The sequence below is a fragment of the Foliimonas ilicis genome (genome assembly GCF_039939195.1).
GTDB lineage: Bacteria > Pseudomonadota > Alphaproteobacteria > Rhizobiales > Rhizobiaceae > Foliimonas > Foliimonas ilicis.
The window spans coordinates 47,271-63,766 of record NZ_JBDUUH010000009.1 but is presented as its reverse complement, the minus strand read 5'-3'; the positions used below and the strand labels follow the sequence as shown (position 1 = coordinate 63,766).

Genomic DNA, 16,496 nt, shown 5'->3' with positions numbered 1-16,496 from the left:
AAATCGTCCTCATGCGCCCTACATCGACGCATCCCGGTCGCGCATGAGCGCACCCGACAGCAGCACCACCGGCACCAGCGCCGTCAAGATGATGAGCAGGGCCGCAACTGCGCCATCCTCCGGCACGCCGCGCGAAGCATTCTCATAGACGAATGTCGCCAGCGTGTTGAAGCCGAAGGGCCTGAGCAGGATCGTCGCGGATAATTCCTTGATCGTATCGACAAAGACCAGCACGGAAGCCGTAAGAATTGCAGGTCTCAGGAGCGGCAGGAGTACGCTTCGCGCGCTTGCCATAGGCGTTCGCCCAAGGCTTCTCGCTGCCTCGTCGAGATTGGGCGGAAGCTTTTCGATGCCGGAGCGCACCGCACTTTCGGCAAGCGCCAGAAAGCGGATCGTGCAGGCAATGACCACCGCGGATGCCGAGCCCGTCAGCAGAAGGCCGGTCGAATAGCCGAGATGCTCGCGCGCCAGCGCATCGAGCCCATTGTCGAAACGCGCCAGCACGAAGAGCAGGCCGAGCCCCAGAATGCCGCCGGGGAGCGCATAGCCAACGGATGCCAAACGCACTGTCGCCATGACAAGGTGCGACCGCGCGATACGGACTGCATTCAAGAGGAAAAGCGCCAGAAGCACGGTGAGCAGCGATGTGAAAAGCGCCGTCATCACACTGTTTACGAAGGCGCTTGCCAGAGCGGGTGATGCGAACTGATCGAGGCGGCGCAGCGCATAACGGCCGAACACGAAAAGCGGAATGCCGAAACCGGCAAGGATCGGCAGAACCAGCACGACGAGTGCCGCCGCATATTGCCTGCCGCGAAGCGTTGTCTGACGCGGCAGCGTCTTCATATGGGTTGCGCGCGATGCGTGAAACCGCTGCCTGCGCCGCGCCCATTGTTCGGCCACCAGCAGCACGAAAACGATGATCAGCATGAGCAGCGCTATCTGTGCGCCCCCTTCAAGACTGCCCCGGTTCAGCCATGTCGAATAGACCGCGAAGGTCATGGTGCGGACGCCCAGATATTCAGCCGCGCCGATGTCGTTGATGGTTTCCATCAGCACCAGTGCCACGCCAGCGACGATTGCCGGGCGGGCGATGGGCAAAAGCACACGCCAGAAAATCCGCGACGGGCGCGCACCCAGCGTGCGCGCGACATCGGCGATGTTGCGCCCCTGCATGAGGAACACGATGCGCGTCGTCAGATAGACGTAAGGATAAAGTACCGAGGAAAGGACGAGTGCTGCTCCACCCGTCGAGCGAATATCGGGAAACCAGTAATCGCGGATCGTCTGAAAGCCGAAAATCTCGCGGATCGTGCTCTGGATCGGGCCGGTATAGTGAAAGAATTCGCCGAAAGCGTAAGCCGCCAGATAGGGCGGGACGGCTAGCGGCAGCACCAAAGCCCACGACAGGAAACGGCGGAACGGAAATTCGAAACTGACAACCAGCCATGCGGTGGTGACACCCACTACTGACGTCATGATCGCGACCATCGCCAGCAGCGCGAGCGTCGTCTGGGTTGCGCCGGGAATGACATGGGCGATCAGATGCGGCCAGTCATCACTCGTGCCGGAGAGCGCGACATAGGCCAGTGACAGAATAGGCAGAAGCACGACCGCGCAGATGGCCATCGCAAGCGCCAGCATGCCGCCGTTTCTATCACGCTTTACGCGCGCGAAAGAGGCTTGGCGGGCCTGACCGGGACCATCTGCTGGGTAAGTTTGGGACATCCAAACCTTTGTTTCGTTTCCCGCAATTCCCGACAAAAGCTGCGGGACACTTTTCCTGGAATTGCTTTGCTCGAATATGCAGAGAGCCGGGCATGCCCGGCTCTCGCTTCAGATTTGCAGGCTGTTAGCTGCCCGCGCCGTCGTCGAAACGAACCTTGTCGACCAGCTCGGAAGCTGCCTTACGCTCCTTGGCGATTTCCACCAGCGGCAGCGTGTCGGACTTCAGCTCGCCGAAAGCCTTGACGGTTTCGGAAGGCTCAAGGCCCGGCTCGACCGGATATTCGTAGTTCTTTTCGGCGTAGATCTGCTGCGCCTCATGGTTCGACAGGAACTGCAGGAGCTTGACCGCATTGTCGTGGTTCGGTGCGTTCTTGGCGATTGCCGCGCCCGAAATGTTGACGTGGGTCAGGCCGTTTTCAAAGGTCGGGAAGATAACGTTGATCGCGTTGCCCCATTCCTTTTCTTCCGGGTCCTTCTCGTTGGTGCGCATCAGGCCGACATAATAGGTGTTGCCGATCGCAATGTCGCATTCGCCAGCGAAGATCGCCTTGGCCTGCGGACGGTCGCCGCCATCGGGCTTGCGAGCGAGATTATCCTTCACGCCATTCAGCCAGGTTTCAGCCTTTTCCGCACCCCAATGCGAGATTGCGGCGCCGATGAGCGCGAGATTGTAATCATGCTGGCCGGAACGAATGCAGATTTTGCCCTTCCATTTCGGGTCGGCCAGATCGGCGTAGGTGATCGCGGTGTCCTTGACGCGATCCTTCGAGGCATAAACAACGCGGGCGCGCTTGGTGAGGCCGAACCAATGGCCTTCCGGGTCGCGGTATTCTGCCGGGATATTGGCGTTGACGACGCTGTCGTCGAGGGCCTGCGTGATGCCCTTTTCCTTGGCAGTCGTCAGGCGGGAGATATCGACCGTCATGATGACGTCTGCCGGCGAGTTCTGGCCTTCTGCCAGAATGCGTTCTTCAAGGCCCTTGTCGAGGAACAGAACCTCGGTCTTGATGCCGGTTTCCTGCGTGAAAGCATCCAGAACCGGCTTGATGAGATCGGGCTGGCGATAGGTGTAGACATTGACCGTGCCGTCTGCGAGGGCGGAGCCTGCAAACAGAGTGGCAAGGGCAAATGCAGCGTATCCGGCCAGTTTCGACCGGGCGTTTCCAATTGTCATGTCTCTCTCCTAGACAGAGTTCAAGGCTCTCTTACGGACTGGCTGACGGGCTTTGCTCGTGAGGCCACTCGTCTATTGCTGGAATGGAGTGAAAAGGTCAAGATAAACAGGTAATGATTTCAATAGTTTAGAATACTTCTAAACTAGCTCATATTGCGGAATTTGCTGGATTAATTGCCGCTATTCGGCAAGTACGCGCGTAGAGGGGAAGGTCACTTCTACGAGAGTGCCCTCGCCCGGCGTCGATGCGATCATAAACCGCGCCCTGTTTGCCTCGACCATTGCCTTGGTGAGCGGCAGGCCGAGCCCGGTGCCATCTCCGCGCGCGCGCTTCAGCGAGTTGATCTGCTTGAAGGGTTTCAGCGCCTGTTCGATCTCAGGCTGCGTCATGCCGATGCCCGTATCGCGCACGCGCATGACGATGTCGCCGGACAGTTCATAGGAGGTCGAAATGATGACCTGCCCGCCTGCCTGCGTATAGCGAATGGCGTTCGACAGGATATTCAGCGCGATCTGGCGCACGCTTCGAAGGTCTGCGACCACATCGGGCAGGCGCGACGAGAAGCTCGACCTTATGATGACGCGTTCGCGGTTTGCCTGCGGCTGCATCATCGCGACGATTTCAAGAAGCGTCTCATTCAGCGAAACCGCCTCATAATCCATTTCCTGCTGACCGGCCTCGATCTTCGATATGTCGAGCAGATCATTGACCAGATCGAGGACATGATTGCCGGAGCGGTTTATGTCGCGCAGATAATCGCGATAGCGATCATTGGCGATTGGCCCGAATTTCTCGTCCATCATCAGCTCCGAAAAGCCGATGATCGCGTTGAGCGGCGTGCGGATTTCATGGCTTACGCGGGCCAGGAAATCCGTCTTCTGCGAGGAGGCACGTTCGGCCTGCGCACGCGACTGCGTCAGCTCTTCCTCGGCACGTTTCCAATGGGTGATGTCGCGCACTACGGCACAATAACCGCGCTGATCCGGCAGCTTGCCAATGGAAAGGAACAGCGGAATGAAGCGTCCTTGCGCTTCACGGCCGATGACTTCGCGACCATCGTTCAGCACGCTGGCCACGCCATGATCGGAAAGTCCGCCAATGTAATCGGTAACGGCGCGCTGGCTTTCGATGGCAAACATCGACACGAAGGGCTTGCCCGCCACATCGTCATTGTCGAAGCCGAACAGCGCTTCCGCCGGCCTGCTGATCGAGCGGATCATGCCATCCGGCGTGATCAGCACCACGCCATCGGTTGCAGTGTCGAGGATCGTGCGCATCTCCGCCAGACGAAGGCGCAATTGCATGGCTTCGGCAGACGGCAGCGAACTGCGCTCTTCCACCTCTTCGGCCTCACCGCTGCGGCGAACGACCAGCATCAAAGCCTTGCCGCCATTCCACGGAACGGAGCGCAGCAGCGCCTCGATGGGAAATTCCTGTCCATCGCGCGTGCGTAGTCCGAGGCTATGGTCGGCAGAAACGTCATCATTGTACGGGTCGGTAAACAGTGCGCCAAGGCCGCCCGCCTCGCTCAGGGCCTCGACCGACGAATAGCCGCTCAGCTCAAGAAATTCGGCATTGGCATAATGAAGCGTGTCACCAGAATGAATGAGAATCGGAACCGGCAATGTGGCCAGTACGGCAAGCTCGGAGGGATTTGTCGAGACGGGCGCTTCTAGTTCGCCCGGCTGCGTCTCTTCGGCTATCTCACGCGGGCTTTCAGCGGCTTCGACATCAGGTTTTGGCGTTTCGGGCGCAGGCGTTTCGGCAACGATCTTCCGTTCGTTTTCAAATGCTGCCTCACTCTCGTCCTGCTGCGGCTCTTCTGCCGGACGGCTCCATGATTTCGACGCGCTGCCTTCGCGTTTCAGCCGCTCGCCTATCTCGCGAAACGCATTGCGTTCGACAGGCGAAAGCCCGCCCTTTTCGCTGACATTCGGGCGATGCTCCGCAAGACGCAGAACACGGTCCGCATCGCGCCGCTCGGCCTGCGGTTCAATGGAAAGAGCAGGCACTTCGCCCTGAAACGGGTCCGCGATCTCCGGCTCCTCGACGGAAGGTTCGTCGAACTCAGCCTGCGGCGCGCTTCCATTGGGAACAAGTGCTGTGCCGATCGCTTCGGGATCGACCACGGCATCCGCAACCCGCGCAACACCGAAGCCGCGAAAGCCCTCGAAATTGCGGTCGCGCCCATAGACCGGAAGTGCAGCCAGATCGACCGGGATGCGCATATTCGTGCCGGCGACCGGCCATTTGATGGTACGGCCCGACCATGTGTCGCGCCCCTCGAGCAGAATTGCGACATCTTCCTTGAGGTCTAGACCGAGGATAGTCGCGACATCGCGGAACCGCCTGCCGATCACATCTGCGGCATGCTCGCCGACAGCATCTGCAAATTCAGGCGAAATGTCGCTGAACCGGCCTTCCGCATCCGTGCGCCATGTGAAGCGCACCGGGCGGTCGGACTTCGGCTTTTCCGCCGGTACCTTGGAAACGGTTTCAGGCTGGGCAGGTTCTTCGCCGGAAAAATCCCCGCCATCATGTTTCGGTTTTTCGCTCAATGTCGGGACGGCAGGCTCAGCCGGAGCCGCCTCGATGGGCTCAGCCATCACGAGCGGAGCAGCCGCGATCTCTTCTTGCGGATCATCCACGACGACGAGGAAATAGAGCGCCGGGTCATCGGTCAGCCTTGCGAGACCGGCCGGAACATTGCCCTTCTTTGCCTTGATGATGCGCTTTGCGAGACGATCGCGTTCATCGCCAGCCTCAGACACCAATTCCTTGATCGTATCGCTTTCTATGCCCAGCGCCGAAAACCCGGCGGACGCGGCCACTGCCTCGCCGTTCGAATCGACAAAGGCAGCGAAATGGCCTTCCTGACTGAAACCGCCAATCGCGCGCACGAATTTCGGATCGGTGGAAGGCACTGCAAGCACGATTGCCTTTTCGCCGTCCGGCAGTTCGACAGCACTTGCGCGGAAGGCGATTGCCTGGCTGTTCATGCCGCGCGCGAGGCGCACCGACAGAGAACGGTCGCGCCCGATTTCGGGAAATCCTGCCGTTGCCCGTATTTGCCGCAATGCAGGCTGCGAAAGCCGCGAGGCCGCGCCGATCGTCGATTCGATGTCGGGATAGCCGAACAGGGTCGCGCCCGGACCATTCGCCCAGAGAATGCGATCCAGATCGATGGACAAGACGACCACGGCCTCACCGGCAGCGAAACGCTCCCGCACGCCGTCGAGTATGGCTACATCGATGAAAGAATAGGCGGATGGCATTCTAAGGCTACGATCCCAGCTTTGGTGCGTTTAGAACTTAACCGTTTATTAATAACAAGCCTGCGGGTGCCCCGTCCAGAAACGAGCGGCAGAAACGCATTAAATCGAAGGGCTTGGTTAATCCGGGAAGCTAAACTTGTGCACTGCAACAAAAATATTGCAATGCACAACAAAATGGTCTATATGTGTTCCATACAGTCAAGAGGCGGCTCAATGAAGACCGCCCTAAGAGAGGATGGAAAATGTCCAAGACCGCAACGAAGAATGCCGAATTCGCAGAAAACGTAGAGTTCCCGACCTTCGACGCTTCGAAGGCCACCGACCAGTTCCGTGCTTTCGCCGAAAAGGGCGTAGAGCAGTCCAAGGAAGCTTATTCGAAGATCAAGACCGGTGCCGAAAGCACCCAGAAGGCCTTCGAGACTTCCTTTGAATCTGCCAAGAGCGCCGGTTCGGAGCTTTCGCTGAAGACCATCGCTGCACTGCGCGTCAACGCCGAAGCCGGCTTCTCGCATCTTGAAGCTCTGGTCGGCGCGAAGTCGCTTTCGGAAGTTTTCGAACTTCAGACCGCCTTCATCCGCAAGGGTTTCGAACAGACGGTCGAGCAGGCCAAGGAATTCCAGACCGTTTCCAGCAAGGCTGCTGAAGACGTCTCGAAGCCGATCAAGGACGTTTTCGAAAAGACGTTCAAGGAATACAAGGCCGCTTAATCAGCGACCTCACAAATACCCTGAAGACAGTATCCTCCTCCCACTGCCTTCAGGGCGAGCGGCCAGCACCTCCTCCCGCTGGCTACAAAAAGGAAAAAGCCGGCACCTCCTCCCGCCGGCTTTTTTCTTGTCCATTTGGCGGCATATCCACACCCCGATAAATGTCTTGACCAAATGGCTTGAAATCTCCGGCAATAGCCCGTATTGACGCTTCGCCAGACTAAGGCTTGCGGTTGTAGCTCAGTTGGTTAGAGCGCCGGATTGTGGATCCGGAGGTCGGTGGTTCAAGCCCACCCAACCGTACCATCTGATTTCAGTAGCAAAATCAGCAGCACAGCAATCGAGGCGAAGCCTCCTCTGCGCAATCCACTTCATGGATACGTCCATCAGACATCGTAATCGCCGGGCTCGCCTCGCGGGTGGTCGCGCGACGGCATCTGCTTGATGTGAGGCAGCAAATCTTTTGCGAACACTTTCTGCAAGCGTCTGAGTTCCGCTATCGGATTGTCATGGTCATCGACCCGGATATCCCAAAGCGGATATTCCTCTTCGGCAACGATGTAGATCGTCGCCGAACGCTCTCCAAGCCTGTCCCCGCCGTCAGTAATCCCGACTGCGAGGGCCTCAATGAGCCCTTCGATCAACGGCATATCCTGCAAATCTTCGAAACGTTTTGCGGATTTATCGACCACGTCGCGGCCGGTCAGACGATTGCCTTGAACACTAAATCCATTTCCTGAAATCGAACCTGCCCAGTCTTTGCATCCATCGCCTGTCCACACGGCGGTTTGCCCCTGTGCGTCGATCACCGCAAACTGCCGGCGCTCCGCCAGCTCGTCGGCTTCACTCAATTCCTTCACGACTTCTTCGGCACTTCGACCATCTTCCAGAAGGCGAATGCCATCGATCCCAAGGTAGGGATTCAACAATCCCTGCGTAGCAACCGCACCAATCCGTGGCGCGGCATGTGTCAGCAATTTTCCCACAGCCGGAACGGCAGTTGCTGCCGCAATCCCGAAATGTCCCGTTTTCTCACACAATGCGATGATTGAAAGTGTCATGAGGCCTCTTGAGTTTGCGCGCGCGATACGCCTGAGACGAAACGGCACTACTCTCTCACAGTTCCCTGCGCTGGACCGAGCTGCGGGTAAACTCCAATCCACCCATTGTGAACCGACGTGCCAGTTGACTGATTTCTTACCCTCTGCAAGATAGCTTCGAGGTTTGGGGGAACATCATGGCACTTTCTACAGAACAGCAGATTCTGATCGAGCAGCGCGTCGCAAACGAAGCGAAATCTACCGGCGCGGCATATCTTCTCTGGGTTTTTCTGGGTGGCCTGGGCGGCCACCGTTTCTATCTCGGACGCACCGGCAGCGGCATCGTCATGGCAGTTCTGTTCATTCTCGGATGGCTGACGCTTGTTCTCGGCGTCGGCATGCTCTTGCTGATAATTGTCGGAATCTGGGCGCTGATCGACGCGTTTCTCATCCCCGGAATGATCCAGCAGCAGAAAGAAAAAGTCCGGCAGGCCCTTGGATTTCGCGCTCTAGCGGGCACCAACTAGTATCAAGACGGCTGTAGCGGTAGGCGTTAGAAAAGCTGGCCCTGCCCGCCCGGATTGCGCGGCTTCGCTGGACGTGGCTGCGGTTTCGGCCGCTCAGAGACAGCATCGCTCGCGCCGCCGATGGCTTGCGCGTCCCCATCTGCAAACTGGATGGTTAGCTCGGCGCCCGGCTTCACTTCCGCCGCGCGCTTGATCAGACTGCCTTCGGCATCTGTTACGAGTGCGAAGCCGCGCTCCAGAATCGAGCGGTGCGAGAGTGTTGCCAGAAGCCGCTCGGCCTGCGTCGAGCGTCCGCGGAACCGCTCCAGCCGAACCGCGATCGAGCGGTCGCCGCGCTGCTGCAGGGCAGCCAGCGAATCCCTTAAAACAATCTGCCTGCGCATAAGTGGTTCAGCCCCAACGCGGCTGGCAGAGCGGGAGAAATGTGCGCGGCGCTCGCGCAGAATGGCGCGCAGACCGGCTTGCGCGCGGGTCATGTCCCGATCGAGCGAGCGGCGCGTCTCGGCGATGCGGCGCGATAGCATTGCCGTCGTCAAGCGTACGCCGTTCAGCCGCGCGCGTTTCTTTTCCGTATTGACCAGCAGTGCGCGGGAAAACCGCGCCGTCGTCTCGTCGAAATGCCTGCGCGGCAAAGCCAGAAGCTGGTCGGCGGATGGCAGCGCGCGGCCAGCGGCGCGCAATGCCTGCGTGCGTTTTTCATGCAATCGCGACATGCAGCCGCGTAGCCGCGCCGAGAGGCTGGAAAGCGTCGCTTCCAGTTCGGCCCGCACCGGCACAGCCATTTCGGCGGCACCAGTCGGCGTCGGCGCGCGCCGGTCGGCAACAAGATCGATCAGCGTCCAGTCCGTCTCGTGGCCGACCGCCGAAATGACCGGGATGTGCGACGCGGCCACGGCGCGCGCCAGCGCCTCGTCGTTGAAGCCCCACAAATCCTCAAGGCTGCCGCCGCCGCGCGCGACGATCAGCACATCCGGCAGCGGGATCGATCCGGCCTGCCCGAGCGCGTTGAAACCATCGACGGCAGCGGCCACTTCCGGCCCGGACGTTTCGCCCTGCACCCGCACCGGCCAGACAAGCACATGAAGCGGAAAACGGTCCTTGATGCGGTGGATGATGTCGCGAATGACAGCGCCGGTCGGCGACGTGACCACGCCGATGACACGCGGCATGAACGGCAGAAGCTGTTTACGCGACGCCTCGAAAAGCCCTTCGGCGGCGAGCTTGCGCTTGCGCTCTTCCAGCAGGGCCATAAGCGCGCCCGCGCCTGCCGGTTCGAGATTGTCGATGACGATCTGGTATTTCGACGAGCCCGGATAGGTCGTCAGCTTGCCGTTGGCGATGACCTCCATGCCCTCTTCGGGGCGAAAGCGCAGCTTGCTCATCGTGCCCTTCCAGATCACGGCTTCCAGCCGCGCCCGGTCGTCCTTCAGCGCGAAATAGGCATGACCCGAAGAATGCGGCCCGCGATAGCCCGAAATCTCGCCGCGCACGCGCACATTGCCGAAAGCGTCTTCGACAGTGCGTTTCAGCGCGCCGGAAATTTCGCTTACGGTGAATTCCGCGGCGTTGGTCTTCGATTCGATGCTCGTATCCGTCATGGTTCGATAGGGCCGCTTCGGGCGTTGAAAATCAAGTGCGCAGCGGGTCTTATCCATCGCCCTTTGCAATGGGTGCATCAGAACATTTGGTTCGACAAGCGCTCAGCACTCGCATTAAGTCCGCCCATGAGCGCCGCTTCAACACCTGACGAACCAGTTCCCGCAAAGCCCGTTCGCCCGGTTGGAAACGACCATGCATTCGAGGCTACCGACTACGGCCTCTACGCGCTGACCGTTCTGACATGGAGCGTTTCCTGGTTCGCGATATCGTTGCAGGTCGGCGTCGTCTCGCCGGAGGTCAATCTGGTCTGGCGCTTCAGCATAGCAACCATCCTGATGTTCGGCTGGGTGATCGTCAGCGGGCGCCAATTGCGCTTCGGGCGCGCCGACCATCTGCGCTTCCTTGGCCTCGGCATGCTGATCTTCTCGACCAATTTCGTCTTTTTCTATCACGGCGCGCTTTATCTGGTCAGCGGGCTGCTATCCGTCGTGTTTTCGCTGGCATCGGTCATCAACATGCTGCTCGGCGCAGTCATCATGCGGGAGCGGCCGTCGCCGCGCATTCTGCTTGGCGGGTTGATCGGCTTTTCCGGTATTGCGTTGATGTTCCTGCCGGAGATTGCAGCGCACGGGCTTTCTGGCGGCACGCTTACCGGGCTGATTTTGTGCATATGCGGAACATTCTGCTTCTGCCTCGGCAATCTCGTTTCAGCATCGGCGCAAAAGCGCGGCCTGCCGCTCATTTCGATGAATGCATGGGCATGCTCTACGGCACGATCTGGTCGGCGCTTCTGGCGTTTCTGATGGGAAAGCCCTTCATCATCGAGCCTACCGTGACCTATCTTGGATCACTGCTGTTCCTGGCAACCGTCTCGACCGTGGCTGCATTCGCAGCCTATCTGACGCTGGTCGGACGCATCGGCGCAGCGCGCGCTGGCTATGCCACCGTCATGTTCCCGATTGCAGCCCTTCTCGTTTCGACCGTGATGGAAGGCTATGTCTGGACACCTTACGCGATTGCCGGCCTGGCCTTCGTCGCAGCAGGCAATGTGCTCGTCATTCGCGGAAAGCGCTAAGAGACCGTTTGATAATTCGCCCTGGCGAGTCATATGGCGTGGTTTTCGAGAACCGGAGCGGAGCGTACATAAAGTACGTGAGCACCGGAAGCGCAGAAAACTGCGTCAGATGGCCGGCAGGGTAGAATTTGCAAGCGGTCTCTTACCAGCCGGGCATGATGTGGCTGGGCTTCAGCCGCCTGCCCTTGATCGCGCCGAGTGCTGCAAAATCGAAAGTGCCCGTATCCTCGACCACCGGCACGGAGATGTTGTCCAGGCTTTCGGAAATATGCCGAGCCAGTGCGTCTACGAGCTCGGGCTGCGAGGTGTGGCCGCGCATGATGCCGATCTTGCAATCGGGTAGGGCGCCGAAACCATCTGCCTCGCCCAGTACACGCATGCCAGGACGCAGCGCGCATTCCGGCAGCACGGAAATCGCCAGACCGGCCATGACTGCGGCGGTGATGACGGTTGCCGACCAGCTTGAAAACAGAATGCGGTATTCGCGGTTCATCTGGTCGAGCTGATCGCAGGCGGCACGCCGCCATATGCAGGTCGGGCGGCCGAAAGCCAGCGGCAGAAGCGGCTGTTCATGCGTCGCGTGGTTTGCCGAGCTGACCCAAAGCAGCGGCTCGCGGCGCACCACCTCCGACTGCCCCTTGGTTCCGTCATGCGTGACCAGAGCAAGGTCCAGATGACCGCGCTTGATGTGCTCGACGAGATTGAATGTAGGCTCGCAGATAACGGTCAACTCGACCCGCGGGTTGGAGCGGGTGAAGCGCGCCATGATTTCGGGCAGGAAGCGGTCGGCATAATCGTCTGGCGTGCCGATCCTGATCGTGCCTTCCAGGCGCCGGTCGTCGAAAGCCGCCAGCGTTTCGCGGTTCAGATGGAGCAGGCGGCGCGCATAGGAAAGCAGCTTCTCGCCCTCCTCGGTGAGCCTGTTCGTGCGGCCATCCTTTTCGAACAGCGGCTTGCCGATGCGATCTTCCAGCCGGCGCATCTGCATGGAGACTGCCGACTGCGTCCGGTGCACGCCTTCAGCGGCGCGTGTGAAGCTGCCTGTATCGGCAATTGCGATGAATGTCTGGAGTTGATCGAGATCGAGAGGAGCGGACATGACGCCATCCATCATTGATGTTGATGCTAAACATTAGAAACATTCGTTGGATTAATCAATCAGCCGATGGCATATTCTGGTTGTTACTAAAAACCCCGGCGAATGCCCTACCGGCAGCGCAACAGCGCTGCGGATGGCTATGCTTTTCAAGGAGAAATGAAATGGCGGCCCTCAATCACGCAATGGCAACCATGCATGGGACGACGCGTCCGGCATTTGCGGCGCGATTTGTAAGCGGCGTCGTGAATTTTCTCCGTGCGATTAAAAATCGACGTCAATTCTACCGGCTTGGCGAAATGTCCGATGCGGAACTTGCTGACATTGGTCTCGTCAGAACCGATCTTCTCGTCGCGCTGCAGTCGCCCTTCGGCACCGATCCGACCGTCAAGCTCGGCGTTTTGGCCGAGGAACGGATCAGCATGATCGAGAATATGGCGCGACGCGTTTCCTGATTTCGCAGGCCATTCCCACGCCGGCTCCCCATTCCGGCCCGGCCTGCGCACTGCCCGGTCCTCTGGACCGGGCATTTTCTTTGCGTGCAAAGTTCTTTTTCGCAATTCCGAACGGAAAACTGCTCACACTTTTCCTGGAATTGCTCTTTAGCGCCGACGATCCATGCCCTTGGTGAACTGATCGAAGATCGATTCCATGCCTTGCTGATAATCGTCGCGCTGCTTGCGTCCGGTGTCGAACATCTGCCCGAACAGATCATCATAAGGGTTCTTTGCCCGCCCGCTCGGACTAGGCTCGCTGCGTGTCTGCGGCTGCGGTTCGGGCGTCGGCTGTGCCCTGCCGCCGCCAAGCATGTCCTCAAAGATTTTTCCCAGCGGATTTTCGCCGTAAGGGCTCTGGCCTTGCGGCTGGCGCTGTGGCGCACCGGGAGTGCCGCCGCCGAACATGTCCTGCAGCATTTTGCCAAACGGATTTTCCGCCGGAGCCGATTGCTGCTGCTGAGGGGCCGCACCGCCACCGCCCTGGCGCATCATCTGTTCTATGATTTCGCCCAGCGGATTGCCGCTGCCGCCGAAACCGCCTGCCTGCGCCTGATTGGTGGATTGCTTGAAAAGCCCGCCCATGATCATCGATGCGATAACCGGCAGCATCTGCTTCAGCACGTCCTGGCCGATGCCGGTTGCCTGCGCAGCCTGCCCGGCAACCGCGCGGCTCAAATCCTTCGAGCCGAAGAGATGGCCGAGAATGCCATTGCCTTCTTCGACACCTGATGGCGAGAAGGCCTTTCCGGCGTCTTCGAAATACTTCGCATGCTGGCCGCTGGCCATCGCAGTGACGAAGGAGCCCATGCCGTATGGATCGGCGGTGTTGCGCCTGAGGCCCTGTGAAAAGGCGGGCAGCAAGGCCTCGACGGCCGATTGCGTTTGTTTCTGAGACAAGCCGAACTGGCGCGACAACGCCTCCAGCCCGTTACCATTCTGTGCATTCGCCAGCATGTCGAACAATGGGAGCATTTTATCCTCGCCTGTAAATTTAGACGAGAAGCCTACTCCAAATGTTTTGTGCTTTCCAGAACGCTGTTGCGCGTTTTCAGGACTGCGTGGCGAGCAAAGCGTCGATGATTTTCTGCTGCGTTTCCGCCTCGATGTAAGGGTGCAAAGGCAGGCTCAGAACGCGCGTCGCGACATGCTCGGCATTGGTGAGCGAGCCGGAAATGCGGCATGCATCCTTGTAGGCCGGCTGGAAATGCAGCGGCACCGGATAGTGGATGGCGGTTGGTATGCCATTGTCGCCAAGCGCCTTCACAACCGCATCGCGGTCCGGTACCTGAACGGTGAACTGCGCCCAGACGCAAGTGCGGTCGCTGCGCACGACCGGCGCAACGACGGCATTCGAACCTGCCAGCATGTCGATGTAGCGCTGGCCCGCTGCGAGGCGCTGCTCCACTTCCCAATCGAAATTGTCGAGCTTTCCGAGCAGCACCGCGCATTGCAGCGTGTCCATGCGTCCACCGACGCCGACGCGCGTATGGTAATAGCGGCGTTCCTGGCCGTGGACGCGAATTTCGCGCATCGCTGTTGCCAGCGCATCGTCATTGGTGAAAATCGCGCCGCCGTCGCCGTAGCAGCCGAGCGGCTTGCTTGGGAAAAAGCTGGTGCAGCCGATCGTCGTCAGGCCGCAGCTTTTGTCGTCGCGGTAGGTTGCGCCGAAGCTCTGCGCCGCGTCGTCGATCACCGGCAGGCCGTGCTTTGCGGCAATCGCGCCGATCTCTTCCATGTCGGCTGGCTGGCCGTAGAGCGAGACGGGCATGATGGCGCGCGTCTTGTCGGTGATTGCCGCTTCGATCAGGCTGGCGTCGATGTTGCAGGTGTCCGGCTCGACATCGACGAAAACCGGCGTCGCGCCGACCAGCGCGATGACTTCGGCAGTCGCCGCAAAAGTAAACGGCGTGGTGATGACTTCATCGCCAGCCTTGATGTCCAGTGCCATCAGCGCGATCAGCAGCGCCTCGGTGCCGGAGGCAACCGTGATGCAATGTTTGACGCCGACATAGGCTGCCAGCCGCTCTTCCAGCTCGCGCACTTCCGCGCCCATAATGTACTGGCCATGGTCCAGCACCTTATGGATGCGCGCGTCGATATTGTCCTTGAGCGCCTTGTATTGCGATTTCAGGTCGATGAATTCGATTTTGCCGGTCATATCCGCCTGCAGCTATCTTCTGTGATTTCGTATTTCAGGCCAGCTTCGCTGGTGACGATGCCGGTGCCTTTCAGGCGCGTGCCCGTTTCGCACATCCAGCCGATGCGCCGCGCCGGAACGCCAGCCATCAATGCATGATCCGGTACGTCGCGGTTGACCACCGCGCCCGCCGCGACAAAGGCGAACCGCCCGATCGTCGCGCCGCAAACGATGGTGCAATTCGCGCCAAGCGTCGCACCCTTTTTCACCAGCGTCGGGCGATACTCATTCTTGCGAATGATGGCCGCCCGCGGATTGTAGACATTGGTGAAGACCATGCTGGGGCCGCAGAACACGTCGTCTTCGAGCGTTACCGCATCGTAGACCGAGACATTGTTCTGGATCTTCACATTGTTGCCGATGACAACATCGTTGCCGACATAGACGCCTTGGCCGAGCGAGCATTTCTCGCCGATCCTGGCCTTTGCGCTGACATGGACCCAATGCCAGACGCGGGTGCCTTCGCCGAGTTCGGCGCCCTCATCGACGATTGCCGTTGGGTGAATGTTGACGCCCATCAATAATCCAGCGGCAGGCTGACCCGCCGTCCGTCGCGCGCCGAAAGATAGGTCGCGATCAGCGTTTCAAGGCTTTTCAGCCCTTCGCGGCCATCCGTTTCCGGCTCAGCCTCGCCCTTCAGCACCTTGATGACATTGTCGTAGTAGAGCGGGTGGCCGAAGCCGTAGACCGATGTCGTCTCATAGCTTGCGCCGGCGAGCTTCTCGTCGTCGGCATGCGGCTCGGAAAATTCCCAATGCTGGATTTCGTTGACGGCAACGCCGCCGACCCGCACGGTGCCTTTTTCACCGATGATGGTGATGCTGCCTTCGAGGTTCTTCGGATAGGTCAGCATCGTGACATTCATCGAACCCATCGCACCCGAACGCCAGCGCACGCTGACGACGCCGGTATCCTCGACTTCGATATTGCGGGCGAGCGTGCCTGTATAAGCCTGCAGGCTTTCGATCGGGCCAATTAGCCAATCCAGAAGATCGACATAATGGCTCGCCTGATTCATGAAGGCGCCGCCATCATATTCCCAGGTGCCGCGCCATGCTGCGCTGTCGTAATATTCCTGCGGGCGCGTCCAGAAGACGTTGATATTGACCATGTAGATGCGGCCGAAACGGCCCTGCTCCACGGCGCGCTTCAACAATTGCAGCGTCGCATTGCGGCGGTTCTGCTTGACCACGAACAGACGCACATTGGCCTCGTCGCAGGCCTTCACCATGCTCAAACCATCGTGCCAGCGCGTCGCCATCGGCTTTTCGGTGATGACGTGGCGGCCAGCAGCCGCAATCGCCTTCGTCTGGTCTGCATGCAGGCCGCTCGGCGTCGTCAGGATGACGGCATCGGCATTGGTCTTTTCGAGAAGGTCGCTGAGATTCGAATGCCCGGCGGCACCCGTCGTCTCGCACCCGGCAGCAACCGCCTTTGGGTCGACATCACAGATGTCTACGACTTCAGCACGGTCGCCATGTTTGGCGATTGCAGCGAAATGGTTTTGCGCGATGCGGCCTGCGCCCACGAGCGCAAAACGGACCTTGCGGCCGGAAACCGGTGAACCAAAATGTCTCATA

General features: G+C 59.6%; 15 protein-coding genes and 1 tRNA gene. 6 read left to right on the top strand and 10 right to left on the bottom strand.

The window, feature by feature from the left end; genetic code table 11:
• Positions 1-18: 18 nt before the first annotated feature.
• The 3 genes from ABFT80_RS18730 to ABFT80_RS18720 form a co-directional block, all read right to left on the bottom strand.
• Positions 19-1,728, bottom strand: coding sequence for an ABC transporter permease (locus ABFT80_RS18730; protein WP_347973454.1), 1,710 nt, complete (start codon positions 1,726-1,728; stop codon positions 19-21).
• 124 nt (positions 1,729-1,852) lie between these two features.
• Entirely contained in the window at positions 1,853-2,902 is a 1,050-nt protein-coding gene (locus tag ABFT80_RS18725; protein ID WP_347973453.1) for a Fe(3+) ABC transporter substrate-binding protein, read from the bottom strand.
• Between the two features lie 180 nt (positions 2,903-3,082).
• The gene (locus ABFT80_RS18720) at positions 3,083-6,178 is read right to left on the bottom strand and encodes a PAS domain S-box protein (protein ID WP_347973452.1); all 3,096 of its coding nucleotides are present in this window, start codon (positions 6,176-6,178) and stop codon (positions 3,083-3,085) included.
• Positions 6,179-6,420: 242 nt separating this feature from the next.
• Between ABFT80_RS18720 and ABFT80_RS18715 the strand changes: the two genes are divergently transcribed.
• Positions 6,421-6,885 (top strand): phasin, encoded by a 465-nt coding sequence (locus ABFT80_RS18715; RefSeq protein ID WP_347973451.1) that lies wholly within the window; start codon positions 6,421-6,423, stop codon positions 6,883-6,885.
• 229 nt (positions 6,886-7,114) lie between these two features.
• A tRNA-His gene (locus ABFT80_RS18710) sits at positions 7,115-7,191 on the top strand.
• A gap of 80 nt (positions 7,192-7,271) precedes the next feature.
• Here the strand turns inward: ABFT80_RS18710 and ABFT80_RS18705 are convergent.
• Complete coding sequence (locus tag ABFT80_RS18705) at positions 7,272-7,946, bottom strand: DUF1028 domain-containing protein (protein WP_347973450.1); 675 nt, start codon at positions 7,944-7,946, stop codon at positions 7,272-7,274.
• 176 nt (positions 7,947-8,122) lie between these two features.
• Here ABFT80_RS18705 and ABFT80_RS18700 point away from each other — a divergent pair, with 176 nt between their 5' ends.
• Positions 8,123-8,452, top strand: a complete 330-nt coding sequence (locus tag ABFT80_RS18700; protein WP_347973449.1) for a TM2 domain-containing protein — start codon at positions 8,123-8,125, stop codon at positions 8,450-8,452.
• Between the two features lie 26 nt (positions 8,453-8,478).
• On the opposite strand, the gene xseA is transcribed toward ABFT80_RS18700, so the two are convergent.
• The gene (xseA, locus tag ABFT80_RS18695) at positions 8,479-10,050 is read right to left on the bottom strand and encodes an exodeoxyribonuclease VII large subunit (protein WP_347973448.1); all 1,572 of its coding nucleotides are present in this window, start codon (positions 10,048-10,050) and stop codon (positions 8,479-8,481) included.
• A 126-nt stretch (positions 10,051-10,176) separates the two neighbouring features.
• On the opposite strand from xseA, the gene ABFT80_RS18690 reads away from it, so the two are divergent.
• Together ABFT80_RS18690 and ABFT80_RS18685 are read left to right on the top strand one after the other, a co-directional pair.
• A complete protein-coding gene (locus ABFT80_RS18690; protein ID WP_347973447.1) occupies positions 10,177-10,854 on the top strand; it encodes a DMT family transporter in 678 nt (225 codons plus the stop codon).
• Positions 10,806-11,126 (top strand): DMT family transporter, encoded by a 321-nt coding sequence (locus tag ABFT80_RS18685; protein ID WP_347973446.1) that lies wholly within the window; start codon positions 10,806-10,808, stop codon positions 11,124-11,126. The genes ABFT80_RS18690 and ABFT80_RS18685 overlap by 49 nt, the downstream gene beginning before the upstream one ends.
• A gap of 142 nt (positions 11,127-11,268) precedes the next feature.
• Here the strand turns inward: ABFT80_RS18685 and ABFT80_RS18680 are convergent, their stop codons facing one another.
• The gene (locus tag ABFT80_RS18680; protein ID WP_347973445.1) at positions 11,269-12,225 is read right to left on the bottom strand and encodes a LysR substrate-binding domain-containing protein; all 957 of its coding nucleotides are present in this window, start codon (positions 12,223-12,225) and stop codon (positions 11,269-11,271) included.
• 161 nt (positions 12,226-12,386) lie between these two features.
• Here ABFT80_RS18680 and ABFT80_RS18675 point away from each other — a divergent pair, with 161 nt between their 5' ends.
• Positions 12,387-12,677, top strand: coding sequence for a DUF1127 domain-containing protein (locus ABFT80_RS18675; RefSeq protein ID WP_347973444.1), 291 nt, complete (start codon positions 12,387-12,389; stop codon positions 12,675-12,677).
• A gap of 147 nt (positions 12,678-12,824) precedes the next feature.
• On the opposite strand, the gene ABFT80_RS18670 is transcribed toward ABFT80_RS18675, so the two are convergent.
• The 4 genes from ABFT80_RS18670 to ABFT80_RS18655 all read right to left on the bottom strand — a co-directional run bounded on the left by ABFT80_RS18670 (position 12,825) and on the right by ABFT80_RS18655 (position 16,495).
• Complete coding sequence (locus ABFT80_RS18670) at positions 12,825-13,691, bottom strand: DUF937 domain-containing protein (RefSeq protein WP_347973443.1); 867 nt, start codon at positions 13,689-13,691, stop codon at positions 12,825-12,827.
• Positions 13,692-13,767: 76 nt separating this feature from the next.
• The gene (locus ABFT80_RS18665; protein ID WP_347973442.1) at positions 13,768-14,877 is read right to left on the bottom strand and encodes a DegT/DnrJ/EryC1/StrS family aminotransferase; all 1,110 of its coding nucleotides are present in this window, start codon (positions 14,875-14,877) and stop codon (positions 13,768-13,770) included.
• Positions 14,874-15,434: an acyltransferase gene (locus ABFT80_RS18660; protein WP_347973441.1), complete on the bottom strand. Its 561-nt coding sequence runs from the start codon at positions 15,432-15,434 to the stop codon at positions 14,874-14,876. The genes ABFT80_RS18665 and ABFT80_RS18660 overlap by 4 nt, the downstream gene beginning before the upstream one ends.
• On the bottom strand, positions 15,434-16,495 hold the full coding sequence (locus tag ABFT80_RS18655) for a Gfo/Idh/MocA family protein (RefSeq protein WP_347973440.1): 1,062 nt from the start codon (positions 16,493-16,495) through the stop codon (positions 15,434-15,436). Before ABFT80_RS18655 ends, ABFT80_RS18660 begins: the two co-directional genes overlap by 1 nt.
• Position 16,496 lies beyond the last annotated feature (1 nt).